The sequence below is a fragment of the Sporosarcina sp. FA15 genome, assembly GCF_051550195.1.
Classification (GTDB): Bacteria; Bacillota; Bacilli; order Bacillales_A; family Planococcaceae; genus Sporosarcina; species Sporosarcina psychrophila.
Window position 1 is genome coordinate 1,918,145 of the sequence record NZ_CP188818.1, and the last position, 15,696, is coordinate 1,933,840.

Here is a 15,696-nt window from a genome sequence, read left to right on the forward strand (position 1 = left end):
ACACCGTCAATACCTTCTATTGTATCAATGGTGTTTTATGTCACCTAGTAATACAGCATAGTCCAAGCCTTATCCTTCCAAACCAACATTTTTTCTGTTTACATCAAGCACATCTGAAATACCAAACTCATCGAATTTCGCCATTAAAAAGTCATGCCCATTGTGTAAAGCTATTTCTCTTTCTTCTTCATAAATAGGGAGTAACGTATAAAAATTAATTATTCTATTTTCCATATCTAAAATACTGCCCATATCTTCAGATTCACTTACCAAAATACATGATAACGCTGTAGTGGCTGCAAATGGCATTGGCGGTTCCCCATTTGGAAGAATAACCCCTTCACCTAACCAACCATCATATTTATGCGGAATGTGCGCAACCATTCTCAGCCACTTCAATGGCCAATAATGATCGTTGTTCTTCATTTTCTCTTTACTGATTGGCCATTTTGCAGGTAATTTCAGGACTAATTCGGCGTACTTAAATTCCTCACTGCCTTCTGAATCGTCCATTGCAACATCACTCATCCCAGTTGTCACAAGAGTTATATAATCATGTTCTTTCGATGGCAGTATCACTTGAACATTAACCGCTACCTTACTGCCAGGGATGATTTCACTGATTGTGTGATCAATAGGACCAAACTGTTCAGTTATATAATCTAAAATCTCCGTTGTTTCATATTGCCTAGTATCCTTATATTCTTCTTTTTTATCTTGATCCAATAAATCAGCAATTGCCTTTTGCCCACGTTCATGCGCAAATGCTAATGCATCCATATTTTTCATAGATTCTCCTGTGTACTTCACATGAATGTCAATTCCATTTTCAATCAGAAGTTTTACAATATCTATATGTCCACCCAGAATTGCAGAAAATAAAGGATTCCTTTCTGGTTCGCTCACATCCAATTCAGCTCCACAGGACAATAAATATCTAACAATTTCAATGTGTCCATCTGAAGCCGCTTCATTAATTGCTCCACCACCAAGTATAGCACCGCGCCTATTTAGGTCAGCACCTAACTCTATAAGTTTCTCGACTATTTCAAGCTTTCCATGTTTGGCTGCTACATGAAGAAAAGTTCCAAATGTTGTCACAAAATTCAAGAGTTCCATATCTGAACAAATTAACTCGACTACTCGTTCGACATTATTTTGTTTGATAGCTGTACGTATTTCTTTAGCTAGTTGTATAATTTCCATATTCCCACTATCTCCTTTGAGCGGCTATACGACCTAATCGTTCAAGTATTTGAACTATATCATCCCGGTCACCGCCATTATTTTCCACTTCTTTAATCTTATCTACAACATTTCGAAGTGGCGTAATATCATGTTGACCTTTTATATTTGGTGCCCAAGTCAAATTTTCAAGGCCGTAAATTGGGTCTATATCATATTCTCTTAATATTTCTTGTCCTTCCTTAACAAGCTCTTGTTTAGCTTTTCCATTACCTCTCTTAAATAGAATGTGATGTGCGTGGTGATTCTTCATTTCTTCTGGCGGATCATCTTTGTGTTTTTTCAAGAATTTACCGAAGTCGAAGTTATCGATGTTAACATCTTTGTCAGCATCGATAGTATCAATAGCTTCTCCATTATTACTCGATGCACCTTTACCCTTACCAGTAACATTTTCAACTTTCTTAGGACTTATCCACTTCACAATTGAAGACTTTCTAACAAGTCTAATACCCGCGGTACCCGCTTTTATCGCTGGCACAAAAGGGGTAATCGAGGCCATGGACAGTCCCAGGAACTATCGGGATCCGTGATTGTTTTTAAGTCATCCAGGATTAAGAAGTTAGCTACTCCCAACCCGGCTTTATCAATGAGGCTCAGTTCTTTTGGTCCGTAATCCTTTGAAACACGAACGAGTCCTTGGTTCATCATGATGTATTCGCCTGTATGAGGATCGATTGCATAGTCATTCACAGGATTACCCACATGTTGTTCTTTTTCCATTGCGGCATAGAGTACCTTCAACCGCTCATCTTCAGACGTATTCGCCCCTACTAGATTGCCAAGTTCATTACCGAATTCTTGCCCGGCGTTTACACCGTCCGTTGTGTTAAATCCGTTTGAGTGTATTTTCCACCTGATTATCGTCCTTTTCATAAATTCTTTATTTATTGCTTATTCTAATCACCACAACCGTAACTTTCCATTATACAAAAAACCTTGAAAGGCTATTGCCAATCAAGGAATGAGTATTATTATTGCCTTTTAATTCACGACTCAACTTATTATATTTACCTTTCAGTTACTGATAAAAACTATTTTCTTGGTTGCTAAAAAATTATTGTTCCTCATATAAACTGTCAAGAAATTCATTGAAATTGTTTGATAAAAAATACATATTTTCCATTTTATCATGTTCCTCATCATGAGCCCAATGAAATATTTGTCCAAAACACTCTTTACTTATTCCAATGCATATTTGATTTCCACTTGGGTCATCTGCTATTGGAATAAATCCTATTTCTAATATTTCATCAAAAATATCAAATTTCTTCTTTAAATTATCATACATACTACCAATTCCGTAAAAAATATTTAATATACTTTCTCCCAACTCATCAGATATTTTATAAATACCAGGATTGGGATATCCACCATTATATTCTAATAAAAAATCTCTATAATCTTTTGGTAAGTTTATATTTTGATTTTTCTCAAAAAACTCTAAGTTTCCGATAGATAGATTATCATGGGTTTTTTCAATATTTACCACGCTCTCACTCCTTATTCACTATTTTTACCATTAACTTTTGATTGTCCACCTATGTGTTTAAATTCATCATGAATATCTTTTTCTACAAGAATCATTGTTTCTCCATCTTGATGATGATGCCAAGTGTATCCTAAAGGAGGTCTCCTTATGTCGGAAATTGGAGGATCAGTATCTTTACTAAGTTTAGCTGCTTTATTTGCATTTTCAAAATCTTTTGGATTATTTTTAGGTGAATGAACTTCTATTTTTATCGACTCAACATTTGGATGCTTATAAGGTATAAAATCTGGATAGCCATCTGGATACCTTATTGATATACCAGTCTTATTAGTATATTTCCAAGTTCCGTCACTATCAACAGAGATATCCCCACCCTTTTTATACCACTTTTCAGGTATTGGTGAGTTCATCGGTTTATTCTTTAAAATCTCCTTGGTAAAGTCTTCTAAATCCAACTTACCTTTCCCCATCCCCTTATCAGTAGCCTTTTCAACTTTCTTAGGTCTTATCCACTTCACAATTGAAGACTTCCTAACAAGTCTAATACCCGCGTTACCCGCTTTTATCGCTGGCCCAAAAGGGGTAATCGAGGCCATGGACAATCCCTTGGCCATGTAGGAACTATCGGGATCCGTGATTGTTTTTAAGTCATCCAGGATTAAGAAGTTAGCTACTCCCAACCCGGCTTTATCAATGAGGCTCAGTTCTTTGGGTCCGTAATCCTTTGAAACACGAACGAGTCCTTGGTTCATCATGATGTATTCGCCCGTATTCGGATCGATTGCGTAGTCATTCACAGGATTACCCACATGTTGTTCTTTTTCCATTGCGGCATAGAGTGCTTTCATCTGCTCATCTTCAGAAGTATTTGCCCCTACTAGATTGCCAGGTTCATCACCGGATCCTTGTCCCCCATTTACGCCGTCCATCCCGGCAGTTCGTTGTGCTAAATCTGTCTGAAGAGTATTTTTCGCCGACAATGCTGCCCATTTATCCATCGGGAAGTCGATGGCCGTCACACCGTCAGTGAACAATCCTTCAATATCAGAAAGCCATTTTTCCATTGTCTTCAGATCATTCTCTATCGCTATTAAAGCCCTCGTCTGGTTCGCATCAAATTCATACAAATCGGCAATCGTTCGATCCCGTTTCCTCCGCGCATCCCGAACCCCCTCCTGGACATCACTATCATTCAGATGTGGAAGGGCAACGATATCGGCGACCTGATTCATAATGTCGTTGGCTTCGTCGGTGAGACTGCTTGTCATTTGTGAAATTTCTGTAAGTCCGGCTTCAACTTCTCCTTCAAGGAATGTTTCACGGATGAACCCGTTCATATCTGGCTCCAATGCATCGAGTGCGGAATCCATTTGGGTGAGGACATTTACGTAATTGCTTTTGAATGTCATGAAAAACTGTAAGAACGGCAGGTGGCACTCCGCATAAAATGCACGGATTGCGTCACCACCTTGCCCTTTAAGGGAGTCTTCCAGCGCAACGAGTCCTTCGACTGCGGTCTCGATTGCATTCATTTCATTTTCCAAACGATTTAGCATGGTATTATTCCGCCGCAAGCCATCGTGGAACGGGCTGACATCTACTACTTTCATTATAACATCGCCTGCTTCGGTCCGGATAATGTACTATGCACGACAGTCGCTATTTTTTCGTCTGATTCACGCATGAATTCAACGGAGCTAGTCGTTGTTTTACTATTCTCCATTAATACAGTTTGATAGTTCATCAAAAGCTGTTCCAGTTGAATCGACAACTTCGTCTGTTTAGTCACGACATCCATCGTATTTCCCGTAATCGGTGGTTCAGCTCTTGGAATGAGTGACTCCGTTTTGCTATTCATTTCCCTTAATTGGTTTTCAACTTCTCCATAGTCTATCTTCACTTCGGTCGACATGATAGTTATCTCCCCCGTTGTTAGTTGGAAGTTTTCACTTCTTCTTTTTCCCTTGCCGCTTCCTCGGCCAATAGACGCTCGATAGTCTGTTGAATGGAGGCAATTTCTGCTTGAAGTGAAGCAATTTTTGCTGCAATTGCACTATATACGTTTGCGAACTGGGCACCTGCAATCTCCAAAAAAGCTGTGTGAATTCCCCCTTCACGAATAGCTTGAAAATCAGTAGCATGTCTACCATGCCAAGTCGTGGGCGAAAGTTCTGGTTCCAAACATTTATGTTCATTCATAGTGAATAGCTGCTGTTTTTCGCTTAGTGAGGATTGACACGCATTCAGACGTGCAACCTCCCCTTCCTTCTTACTCAATAGTGCATAGTAATAGCCAAGCAATCCTCATTCCCCCTACCTTTTTTATTCACCTCACATTTACCCCCCAATGACTTATCGGTTACTCGCATCAAAGACACTGATTAATTCTAATATAAGGTTGTAAAATTTTTTCTACTAATCTTGCGTTGCAGCGCATTATGGAACATCATTAAATCTATTATCAATCTAGTAATAACTATCCATAATTAACTCACGCCAATTCTCCATTATATTGTTAATAAAGAATGATATGGTATTTATCCATTGATACTATAAATAGCATTCTAATCTCCCCTTTGTCAAAGACATCTAATATGACATAAAGTTTCCATAAGACTATTATCCCTCTATATATTGTCCCTCCAGAATATTTGGTTCTTAATCACACCTACTTATACCGTCTAAGTCTATGAAATCATGACTTATATAGTAGGTACTTCGAGGTATCTATTCTAATTCCGTGACTTAAGATCCGTTTTCATGCGTATTCAAAAAAATGCTAGCTACAAGTGGTAATTAATAGGGATTGGACGTTGTATCATGCCCAAGCAAAAACGTTAAAAAGAAACCAGTGTCAATATGCAGAAATCTCTAAAGCGAAAAGAAAAGGAAATCTCAGGGACGCCTGTGGAAGCACTGGTAACTTCAGAATGAGTAACTGAGTACGTTACTACTTTGCACAAGAGTAAAAATGACTGATTGACAGACCAAATCCAAATGTGGATCGAAAAAAAAGGCGAAACTACTATTCTGGGCGAACATTTCTAAAATAAGAAAAGCCAAAGGATCTCCAGATTAAGAGATCCTTTGGCGAAAATTGTTTAGTTGCACTGAATTTCAATATAGACAGTCAGGATATTTTGGGGTCATTTGATTCAAAATACCTATAATGTTGTGCGTCAATCAAATATGAAAGTTTGAACAATCTATTTTTTATTTGCCAACTATCTATTTAACATAATAGCGTATCTGACAACTAAACTGGATAAACTTGTCACACGTGCTATACTAAAAATAGTACTTAATACTTTTATCCTATCATTTATGCATAGTAACAATGAATAACTACATAAAATTATGAGGTGATGACATGGTTAAATTGCAGAATTCTCAGTTTGGAAAGAATGTTATTATCGAAGAAAATCCGCTTTCAAGATGGTTATTTTCTAACACGATATCTGCATGGATATGGTTAGTTTTAAGATTATACCTTGGTTATTCTTGGCTGATGGCTGGCATTGGAAAAGTTACTTCTGACGTATGGACAGGTGCTAATGCTGGTGTTGCAATTGAAGGATTTATGGGTGGTGCCCTTGCCAAATCTGAATCGGGGGACGTCGCAGGGTGGTATGCTTGGTTCCTAGAGAGCATCGTGATTCCAAACGCAACACCATTTTCTTATATGGTCGCTTGGGGTGAAGTGTTAATTGGACTTGGCTTAATCGTTGGACTCTTAACAGGAATTGCGGCTTTCTTTGGTGCACTTATGAATATGTCCTTCTTATTGGCAGGTACCGTGAGTACAAATCCCGTTATGTTTATAATTGCAGTATTCTTAATTATGGCCTGGAAAGTTGCTGGTTGGTATGGGCTAGATCGTTGGGTGTTGCCTCGCTTAGGAACACCATGGTCGTCAAACAAATGAATTGTATAAATTGGATGATATCCCAAGTTCTTTTACTTGGGGTATTTTTTTAACTGCCCTACTTGTTTTCTAAAAAGGACTGCCTGCGCCAGACACAAGCACGAAAAATTCACATAGTCGAGTAGTAATAAAAAAAGAATAAAAAACCACATAGATATTGATCAGTTTTGTACTCTTATACAATTGCATTGTATAAGAGTAGTTCCGCACACTGGTACCAAACACTATGGAGATTCCATTACGCCAAGTTTTAGTTTATAAGAAACACGCTCTGTTCAATTTGTTTCATTTCATAGAAGTACCCTTTTTTATCCATCAATTCTTCAAATGTTCCAGACTCAACAATGGTTCCATTGTCCATCACAATGATTTGATCCATCTCTTCTAATCCTGTTAAGCGATGGCTAACGACAATAACAGTATCCACTTTTGCTTTTTCAAATAAATAGCCCATAATATGTGCCTCGGTCAATGCATCAATGGATGACGTTGGCTCATCTAATAGCCATAGAGGCGAATTTCTGAGCAGAGCTCGGGAAATAGCGAGACGCTGTTTTTCTCCGCCTGAAAGATTCTCCCCTTTTTCTAATACTTTATCATCTAAGGTAAAGTGCCCAAGCTTCACCATTCCCAACATGTCTTCCATTTCTGTTTCACTTAATTCATCATTAGCAAGCAGTAAGTTATCTCGAATGGTGCCATAGAAAAAATGATTTTCTTGTAATACCACATTTGTATTCTCCCAAATACACTCCTGTGTTATCTGATCAATCGAATCATTGTTAAAACGAATCTGACCTTGGTTTACACTGTAGAACTTTAATAGCAACTGCAACAACGTCGATTTCCCAGAACCACTCGGACCGACTATAGCTGTTTTTGAACCCGTTGGAAACGCTGTCGTTACATTTGTTAACGTATTATGTGTTTCATCTGGAAAAGCAAAAGTTACATCCTTCATTTCAATTGAAGGAACGCCCTGTATAGTACGTTGTTCAAAACTTTCTTGTGGTTTCTCTTGTACAAAATCTTTACCAACGACTGCGGTAAGTCTTGACGCAGCTTGCCGACTCTCTTCTAAATAGCTTGGGAAAGCTGCCATAGAAGTTGTATTTTCAAAAACTGTCAATGAAACCATGACAAACATCGCAAGGTAAATCCCATCCAGTTGACCATCTGCCACTAAATAAGCGCCAACACCTAAAACAAGCAATGATATGAGAAGCGATAGAAACTTGTTAGCAGCCTGGCTGAACAAATTATGAATACTTTCACGTTCTTGTTCATCTAAGTAGGCATGTACAGATTGATGCAGTTCGCCTTCTTTTTCTTCTAGTTGTTGGTGTATTTTTAAATCACGAAAGCCATAAATAAATTCTGTCACTTTGGTAGACAATTCTCCGCGTCTCTGTCTCACCAGTCGATCCACTTTTCGCTGCGTTAAAGCAAAAATTGATGGAACAACAAAGGTAGTTACTATCAGACCGACGAATACGACCAATGCTACTTCTATTGAAAACAATGCTGTAAAAAAGATTGTACATAAAAATACTAATAGTAAAACAACCGGTGGGTAAAAAACGCGCAAAAAGAAATTTTGTAATGCCTCCACATCACCCACTACTCTAGCAAGAAGATCTCCGCTTCGATATTTCCGGAATATCGTTGGTGCTAATGGTTCTAACTGCTCGTAAAAGGAAACACGCATATTACTTAACATCGTAAATGTCCCTCGGTGAGAAAAATAACGTTCTCCGTAACGACTTAATGCTGATATAATCCCTAAAATTTTAACCGATGCAACGATAATCATTAAGGTATAAATTGAAGGTGTTAAAGCCGCCTTGGAGATCAAATACCCACTGGATGCAAATAAACTAACAGCTGTTATCCCAGATATAAATCCGCAGATAATAGAATAGAAAATATCCTTTTTTTCTACGAATAATATCTTGGTAACAAATCCTAAGTCCTTCATTTTGCAATCCCTCCTTGTTGAACAGACACCATGTCACGATACACTTCCACCGATTCCAGCAGTTCCTCATGTGTGCCAGTTGCTAAGAGTTCTCCGTTGTCCAAGAAAATAATCTTGTCGGCATTTTTAATCGTATGAAGCCTATGAGCAACTGTAATGACCGCTGAAGCTTTAGACAGTTCCTTAATAGATGCTTGCAAGATTTTCTCCGTCCGAAGATCGAGTCCAGTTGTGGGCTCATCAAACAGAATAACAGATGGACTTTTTAAGAATGCTCTCGCAATAGCTATTCTTTGTTTTTCTCCACCTGAAAGGTCTCTTCCTCCTTCACCAATAGCTGTATCATAGCCATGTTTAAGTGAATCGACCAACTCGGAAATTCCAGCCTTTTCAGCAGCTTGTACGATCTCCCCTCGAGTAGCATCCATACGTCCGCCAATCGCAATATTTTCCGCAATTGTTCCTGAAAATAAATAAGGGTTTTGTGAAATATAACTTAATCGATCAAACCAATCTTTCTCTTGAAAGTTTGACCTTGGTTTCCCATTGATAAGCATTTCTCCCTCTGAGACCGAAACAAGTCCGGCAATTACATTTAATAGGGTTGATTTCCCCGCGCCAGTTTTACCGACAATCGCTACTTGTTCATTTGGAACAATTTCTAGTTGAATGTTTTTTAATGTAAATGCATCTTCTCCATAAGTAAATCCCACACCACGCAGTTCAATTGTTAGTGGTACTTCTCTTTCCAAGCTTTCTACTCCCCATAAAACAGGTTTCTCTGTGTCACTTAGTTCATCTGCTAGCTTTTTAGCCGCCCCCATACTTCCCCTACCCGTATGAAAAGCACTACCTAAGTCTTTTAATTTCATGAAAAACTCTGGAGCCAATACCAACATGAAAAACGCGGTAAAAAACGTGATATTCTGAAACACAATTAAACTAAGGGCAAGTTCTAGGGCTATTATCCCCATACTTAGCATCGATATGAATTCTAATACTAAGGAATTTTGGAAAGCAATTTTAAGTACTTCCATCGTCGCATCACGAAAATCAATACTGCTTTTTCGTATCGTTTCTTTTTGTTCTTTGGAACGACCAAGCAATTTAAGAGTTGTCAATCCCTGTAACGTATCGAGGAACCCTCCTGAAAAAGCAGCCATTTTATCCAATTGGTCTTCGGTTTTGTCTTTTGTTTTGATACCAATAATTATCATGAAAACCGGAATAAAGGGTGCAGTGATTATAATAATCACTCCTGTGGATATATGTTGTGTCAAGATAACCACTAGAATGATGAGTGGAATGATAGTAGCTTGAATTACTTGTGGGATATAACCGCTAAAATAACTGTCAACTTCATCCACAGTATCCATCATTACACTTACTTTTTTACCAGACTGTCCTTGAAGTGATGATTGAATCGTATTTCCAGAAAACTTATTCAAAAGGTTTTTCCGAAGATTCCCTTTAACCTGTGAAGCCATTTTCACTCCAGTTCTCCCACTAAGATACTGAAGGATTGTTCTTGCGGAAAACGCGAAGAACAATCCTATCAACAGCGGTACAACATCAGAGAATGATGCATCTTTTATAAAGATACGATCCACAATTGCGACTAATAAATAACCCTGTCCAATAATTGCTACACCTGTTGTGACAGCAAAAATGACCAAGAGAACCAGCTTTCTTTTCTGTTCTAATGCTAATTCCTTAAGTCCTACCATCTCTCTACACCTCCCGAAAAACAAGCTAATTTAGCGAAGTATCCAAAGTTTATACACTGGCAGTAAGACCGCTACCTCCACGTTATATAACTTAAGGATATTTGTTTGGAATTACCGCCAGAAAGCTACTTATATCAGTGGAAGACGCAAGAATCCTCCACTACTAAAAGTTTCAATTTATTTTTCTTTTGAAACAAATCCATCTTTTGGTGAAGTCCAGAATGCACATACTATTGCTGTGAAGATTATGGTACATGGAGCTACAAAGATTAGAATGTCATGTAGCATTCATCTTACTCCTTTTCCCTGTTTTCTATTACATACTCTTTATCAAAGAAGAAAGAATATACTTCCAAAAACAGGGGTAGTGCTCCAGTCCTCCCTGCCAGTTTCATAAAATTTGACCAAAGTAATGAAAGCCGCAGTCCATTCATGGTTCCAGTTACAACACCGACCGAAACCCAGGCGCCCAGCGTTCGGCTATTAGAATATAATGTTCGTTATTTTTCTTAATTACCACTCAATGGGCTATCATGAGTGGAACACCAACCCATATCGTTGCGTAAATAATATAAAATGAATAGGTAAGAAATATTAATTTCCACCTTCTATACAACATCTTTTCCCAAGCTCCGCTTTGAGTAAATTATACAACCAAGGTACATTAATACTATTTTCAAGTCGTAGACCCATTTTAACTGTAATTGACTGTTAGTAGGTGGATATCTTGTGACAGAAACGACGATCATGTGACCGCGATTGGGCATTCTTTAGTTGTAAAAAAAAACACTTAAAATCCAGCTACTATTCTCTGATAATTATGACACCTACAGAAAAAAATGTTAAAATAACAGTTAGAATATAATTCACTACGAAAAGGGAGGGATATAGATGCCGAATTCTTATGTATCGCATGAAGATATGGGGCTGAATACCGGAAATGCATATGTTGAAAAAATTATTTTCAGTTTGACTAAAAGTGGAGCAATTCTAAATGCGAATAAAGATTTCTGTACTCTTTCGGTGGAAAAAATCCCTTCTATAATTGGTACATCTATGTATGAATTTGTTCATGAGGATGATCGGTTGTTATTCATTGAGCGAATTCTTGAATGCTGTGATGGAAATTTGATTCCGTTTACTTTCAGGTTCACTACTAGTAAAAGGGATGGCATGCCGTTTTATGTAAATGTATGCAGGTGGATTAATCAGAATGAAGTGCTTATACATGCCATACCGATTGTAGATACGTTCGCCTATACATCTGTTGAACGCTCGTTAATTGATAAAGAACTCACGGTATTTGACATTACAGATAAAGCTGCCATCAATACTGGTTTTGACGGGACTGTTATTGGTGTTAATGACGCTTATATTGAACTCTTTGGATGGACACGTGAAGAGCTAGAAGAGAAGAAAGCCTCAATGGTTCCTGATTTTCTTATGTACGAACTTATAGAAATTAAGGAACGACTCATTAAGGGCGAAAAAGTTGTTCGTTTGAACACAGTACGAATAACGAAAAATGGACTAATGCTTCCTGTTAACATCGTTTTATTGCCTTATTATGACAGCGTTGGAATGGTTCAAGGCGTTTTTGCGCTTTCGAGAAAGCTTGAGGAAACGCTAGAAATGAAATCGTTTGTTGAAAAGCAGTTGGCAAATATTTTGCAACAGGAAGTATTAATAAAAGATATTACGAGAAATTTGGAATTCGGAGTTTGCCAGTATGATGTTAGAAAGGGAATGTACCTTTACGTAAGCCCTGGAATAGAACAACTTGTCGGTATCTCCGTTTTAGACTTAATGAAAGATCCCGCACTGTTTGTTTCAACATGTCATCCAGATGATAAAATTGAATTGTTTCGTTTTTTTGAGGAGTTATCTAAAGAAAGGACCGAAATTGAGTATCGCGTGCTAAATAAGGATGAAAAAGTTTGCTGGATTCGAACAAAGATTACCCCTGTTATTGATGGGGCGGGAGAAGTTGTAAGATATGTTTCAATTACTCAGGATATTTCTAAACTAAAAATGCAAGAGGAGCTTCTTAGAAAGTGGGACATGCTTAACATAGTTGGACAATTATCTGCCAGCTTTGCTCATCAAGTTAGAAATCCATTAACAACTATAAAAGGATTCATTCAATTATTTCCAATGGGGCCGGAAGATACGTTTGGTCCGATTATGACAGAAGAGCTTATTAAAATTGAAATGATTATAGAAGAATTTCTTCAACTTGCAAAACCGAGTAACGGAACAGGTTTTACAACTACCTCCATTTATAATGAAATAAACCGAACCATTTCATTGATGGAAAAAGAGGCAATACTTCATAATATTTCATTCAATATGAATCTTAATGATAAAGATCAATTCATTCATTGTGAACCGAAGCAAATTCAACAAGTGCTCATTAATTTAATAAGAAATTCGATAGATGCAATGCCAAACGGCGGAGAAATAACAATAGGGACAGTGGTCGAAGAAGGACAAGTCGTCAAAATCATACTTACTGATACTGGTATCGGAATACCAACAGAACGTCTCAATAAGCTTGGAGAACCATTCTATTCACTTAAGGAAAAAGGAACGGGTCTAGGCCTTATGGTTAGTTATAAAATTATTGAAAACCATCATGGATCTATTCAATTCAAGAGTAAAGAGGGTTATGGGACGACTGTAGAAATCACTCTTCCGTTAAGTGCCCCTGTGAATTGAAAATAATTAATACGGTTGACTATAGATTTAACAAGACTGACAGACTTTCATTCCTTTAAAAAGAGGTACTTGTGTCAGACCAAACGTGTTGTACATTAGCAAGATGATGCACAACACGAGTGGTCTCAGACACAAAGACGAATCACCCACATATTCGATTAATTATACGAAAAAACTAAGAAAACCGCACTATATGTTTTGATACGCTTTATAATTTCATATTTTATAGAAGTACAATTTACTTTTCCTTATCCGCTTCTTTTGGTTCATCGCTTCCACGATAGCGATTATAAGGTAGAACATTCCAAGTTCTTTCTTGTAAATAATCTTCACTCAGCACTCTCGGAATGTCCGCAAGAATCTTTTTAGCGACATCAAGTTCACGTTGGGATTCTTCCTTATCCTGATACAAGAATTCATCGGAAGCGGTAGTTGGAGCTAGCGACACTTTCTCCTCCAAGTCCTGAATGACCATTTCTTGTTGAACGCGCATTGACTCCCGGGCATCTGCAATCCACTCCGGTTGCAAACCTCGATTGACATCACCGACGCAACTAAACTCATCAAAAATGTCCCGATAAATTTGGTCTGCATTGGTGCGGACATCCAAGTTCGCCGCTTCCAAATCAAGGTTAGTGAGTTGCTCCACTGTCAAAGGTGTATTGCGTTTTCGTCCACCGAGCCTTGTTCTTGTTAAATAGAAAGGGAATATGCTATTAAGTGTTTTGCCAACCGGTGAAATGGATCTTTCAAACTCATCAAGCCCTTTTGGCTGAACCCCCTGCATCGCAATACGAGCTGATTCAGGACGTACAATTTCCTTCGGTGGCATAATCCCATGACGAAGCATTTCTCGTATACCCGTACCAGAAATATTGATCCGATACTGTTCATCATGTGGACAGGACTGCCCTGTAGCAGGACTATCACAACGTGTGCAGTAAAAGACTTCATGATACAGCCGAACCTCGATCCCTAACTCTTCCGGTTTAAACTCGTCAAATATACTATGACTCGCGTACTTATCATAATAATCACCAATTCCCGCGTGATCTCGCCCGATGAGCGCATGCGTACATCCATAATTCTTCATAATTAAGGCATGTAAAACAGTCTCACGCGGCCCTGCAAAAATATACGTCACTCGCAAAGGTGCAAGAATGGAGCGACCTTTTGGATAATACGTATCTAAAACGCTTCGATAAGACAACATACGGTATTCATGACGTGTATACTCACGTTTGGCCATCTCAACTAAAGGTTGAAGAAGTAAGCAATCCAATTCTTCTAAAGCGTTCTTATGAATATACTCATGACCTCTATGCAAGGGATTGGCCCCTGTTATAAAACCTGCCGCAGTACGAAACTTCTTCTCCTCATAAAATATACGCCACGTATCTTTTGGTTCCAGTCGAAGTTTCTCAAATGGTCCCCAATCCATTCGCCGTAATAACCGAATAGGTCCACCTAAAGAGACATCCCCCATTCTTCTATAAATTGCATCTACCCCTGGATGATTACGATCGGTTGTACCAAAAAGGGCAGATGCACGTCGTTCCTTATCATACTGAAAAACATCTTCTATTTTCATAATAGCGACAGGTTCATTGTTTTCATCGGCAAGTGTGATCTCATCTCCAACTTTTAAGGACTTGACGATTTCCTTGTTCCTATTACCTATTGGAGCAAAGCTTAGCGGCGCCGGCCATATTACGCCACTTGTTAATCGCCCTTTGGAAAGAACAGAATTATAATCAGCTTCGTTCATAAAGCCTTCATTGGGAGATAACACCCCTGTGGCAATCATTTCAAGCGTTATGGAAGCCTCCATGTCTACCATAATCGTTGGTAACTGCTTGGCCCTGACCAGCTCCTCTTCCCGCTCTGTTCCCGTCACAACCTTATCCACTAATTTGCCACCATGAGGCTGTTGTGGATAGTTCAAATACTTATTTTCCGCTACAACATTTACCATCTCATTTCCTCCCCCTTTAAATTGTTTGTCTATATATATATTTAAAAATTCAGAACACTAACACCACTATAACCGCACACTCAAAATAAATCAAATACTCTGAAACTTGTAGTCATTTACTAAAGATACTACTATTTTACAGATTTAAATCACTTGCTAGAATAACTCTACGCAAAAAAAACACAGCCATGTTACGCACAAGCTGAGTTGCATTCTTTTTTTTACTATTTCAGTCAAACTTCTAACTACTAGTTATTCCAAGTTTATCAATCCAGAATTTTAATTGTAACCGTTTTACGTCCCCAATTTAGTGCGTCTTGTTCATTTTCCATGAAGACATCAATTCTCTCACCCTTAATAGGACTACCAGTATCTCCCGCGATGACCTTTTTGTCAGGATTTGAACGCAAGTCAATACCGATGCAGTTAGAGAATTGCGTGCAGGAGGTAGCAATCGCGTGACACTATTCACCTCATTGATTTAATTGTCATAAAAAGAAGGGAACTGGAATATTAAAAGCAATTGGAACTATTGTATATCCATAGAATATCAGTACTTCAAAAGAGGAACTTGAAGCATTAAAAAGTCCATTGGGTACGGACAAGATTTGAGATGGTGTCGGATATGGCGAGTGC

General features: G+C 38.3%; 14 protein-coding genes and 1 pseudogene. 2 read left to right on the forward strand and 13 right to left on the reverse strand.

Going from position 1 to position 15,696, the window contains the following annotated elements:
• Positions 1-69 precede the first annotated feature (69 nt).
• The 7 genes from ACP8HG_RS09295 to ACP8HG_RS09325 form a co-directional block, all read right to left on the reverse strand.
• Complete coding sequence (locus tag ACP8HG_RS09295; protein WP_438298542.1) at positions 70-1,206, reverse strand: suppressor of fused domain protein; 1,137 nt, start codon at positions 1,204-1,206, stop codon at positions 70-72.
• A gap of 7 nt (positions 1,207-1,213) precedes the next feature.
• Positions 1,214-1,669, reverse strand: coding sequence for a hypothetical protein (locus ACP8HG_RS09300; protein WP_438298543.1), 456 nt, complete (start codon positions 1,667-1,669; stop codon positions 1,214-1,216).
• Positions 1,670-1,713: 44 nt separating this feature from the next.
• A complete protein-coding gene (locus ACP8HG_RS09305) occupies positions 1,714-2,121 on the reverse strand; it encodes a hypothetical protein (RefSeq protein WP_438298544.1) in 408 nt (135 codons plus the stop codon).
• A 181-nt stretch (positions 2,122-2,302) separates the two neighbouring features.
• Positions 2,303-2,737 carry an SMI1/KNR4 family protein gene (locus ACP8HG_RS09310; RefSeq protein ID WP_187045274.1) on the reverse strand — a complete coding sequence of 145 codons (435 nt, stop codon included), beginning with the start codon at positions 2,735-2,737 and terminating at the stop codon, positions 2,303-2,305.
• A gap of 11 nt (positions 2,738-2,748) precedes the next feature.
• Positions 2,749-4,347, reverse strand: coding sequence for a T7SS effector LXG polymorphic toxin (locus tag ACP8HG_RS09315; protein ID WP_438298545.1), 1,599 nt, complete (start codon positions 4,345-4,347; stop codon positions 2,749-2,751).
• Positions 4,347-4,649, reverse strand: a complete 303-nt coding sequence (locus tag ACP8HG_RS09320) for a YwqI/YxiC family protein (RefSeq protein WP_342538668.1) — start codon at positions 4,647-4,649, stop codon at positions 4,347-4,349. Before ACP8HG_RS09320 ends, ACP8HG_RS09315 begins: the two co-directional genes overlap by 1 nt.
• A 20-nt stretch (positions 4,650-4,669) precedes the next feature.
• Positions 4,670-5,038 carry a YwqH-like family protein gene (locus ACP8HG_RS09325; RefSeq protein WP_438298546.1) on the reverse strand — a complete coding sequence of 123 codons (369 nt, stop codon included), beginning with the start codon at positions 5,036-5,038 and terminating at the stop codon, positions 4,670-4,672.
• A gap of 1,069 nt (positions 5,039-6,107) precedes the next feature.
• Here ACP8HG_RS09325 and ACP8HG_RS09330 point away from each other — a divergent pair.
• Entirely contained in the window at positions 6,108-6,662 is a 555-nt protein-coding gene (locus ACP8HG_RS09330) for a DoxX family protein (RefSeq protein ID WP_187045283.1), read from the forward strand.
• A gap of 250 nt (positions 6,663-6,912) precedes the next feature.
• Here the strand turns inward: ACP8HG_RS09330 and cydC are convergent, their stop codons facing one another.
• The 4 genes and pseudogenes from cydC to ACP8HG_RS09350 form a co-directional block, all read right to left on the reverse strand.
• Positions 6,913-8,640 carry a thiol reductant ABC exporter subunit CydC gene (gene cydC / locus ACP8HG_RS09335; protein ID WP_187045284.1) on the reverse strand — a complete coding sequence of 576 codons (1,728 nt, stop codon included), beginning with the start codon at positions 8,638-8,640 and terminating at the stop codon, positions 6,913-6,915.
• Positions 8,637-10,367, reverse strand: coding sequence for a thiol reductant ABC exporter subunit CydD (cydD, locus tag ACP8HG_RS09340; RefSeq protein ID WP_187045285.1), 1,731 nt, complete (start codon positions 10,365-10,367; stop codon positions 8,637-8,639). Before cydD ends, cydC begins: the two co-directional genes overlap by 4 nt.
• A 177-nt stretch (positions 10,368-10,544) precedes the next feature.
• A complete protein-coding gene (gene cydS / locus ACP8HG_RS09345) occupies positions 10,545-10,655 on the reverse strand; it encodes a cytochrome bd oxidase small subunit CydS (RefSeq protein WP_399627966.1) in 111 nt (36 codons plus the stop codon).
• 41 nt (positions 10,656-10,696) lie between these two features.
• Positions 10,697-10,986, reverse strand: a pseudogene (locus tag ACP8HG_RS09350) (cytochrome ubiquinol oxidase subunit I); the annotation flags it as partial.
• 272 nt (positions 10,987-11,258) lie between these two features.
• On the opposite strand from ACP8HG_RS09350, the gene ACP8HG_RS09355 reads away from it, so the two are divergent.
• Complete coding sequence (locus ACP8HG_RS09355; RefSeq protein WP_438298547.1) at positions 11,259-13,085, forward strand: ATP-binding protein; 1,827 nt, start codon at positions 11,259-11,261, stop codon at positions 13,083-13,085.
• A 238-nt stretch (positions 13,086-13,323) separates the two neighbouring features.
• Here the strand turns inward: ACP8HG_RS09355 and ACP8HG_RS09360 are convergent, their stop codons facing one another.
• Together ACP8HG_RS09360 and ACP8HG_RS09365 are read right to left on the reverse strand one after the other, a co-directional pair.
• On the reverse strand, positions 13,324-15,060 hold the full coding sequence (locus ACP8HG_RS09360) for a sulfate adenylyltransferase (RefSeq protein ID WP_340742436.1): 1,737 nt from the start codon (positions 15,058-15,060) through the stop codon (positions 13,324-13,326).
• Positions 15,061-15,326: 266 nt separating this feature from the next.
• Complete coding sequence (locus tag ACP8HG_RS09365) at positions 15,327-15,470, reverse strand: 3D domain-containing protein (protein ID WP_340767547.1); 144 nt, start codon at positions 15,468-15,470, stop codon at positions 15,327-15,329.
• Positions 15,471-15,696 lie beyond the last annotated feature (226 nt).

Coding starts and splice junctions, on each gene's coding strand:
- cydS (WP_399627966.1), bottom strand. CDS start 10,655: ATGCTACATGACATTCTAATCTTTGTAGCTCCATGTACCATAATCTTC.
- ACP8HG_RS09330 (WP_187045283.1), top strand. CDS start 6,108: ATGGTTAAATTGCAGAATTCTCAGTTTGGAAAGAATGTTATTATCGAA.
- ACP8HG_RS09315 (WP_438298545.1), bottom strand. CDS start 4,347: ATGAAAGTAGTAGATGTCAGCCCGTTCCACGATGGCTTGCGGCGGAAT.
- cydD (WP_187045285.1), bottom strand. CDS start 10,367: ATGGTAGGACTTAAGGAATTAGCATTAGAACAGAAAAGAAAGCTGGTT.
- ACP8HG_RS09320 (WP_342538668.1), bottom strand. CDS start 4,649: ATGTCGACCGAAGTGAAGATAGACTATGGAGAAGTTGAAAACCAATTA.
- ACP8HG_RS09295 (WP_438298542.1), bottom strand. CDS start 1,206: ATGGAAATTATACAACTAGCTAAAGAAATACGTACAGCTATCAAACAA.
- ACP8HG_RS09305 (WP_438298544.1), bottom strand. CDS start 2,121: ATGAAAAGGACGATAATCAGGTGGAAAATACACTCAAACGGATTTAAC.
- ACP8HG_RS09360 (WP_340742436.1), bottom strand. CDS start 15,060: ATGGTAAATGTTGTAGCGGAAAATAAGTATTTGAACTATCCACAACAG.
- ACP8HG_RS09355 (WP_438298547.1), top strand. CDS start 11,259: ATGCCGAATTCTTATGTATCGCATGAAGATATGGGGCTGAATACCGGA.
- cydC (WP_187045284.1), bottom strand. CDS start 8,640: ATGAAGGACTTAGGATTTGTTACCAAGATATTATTCGTAGAAAAAAAG.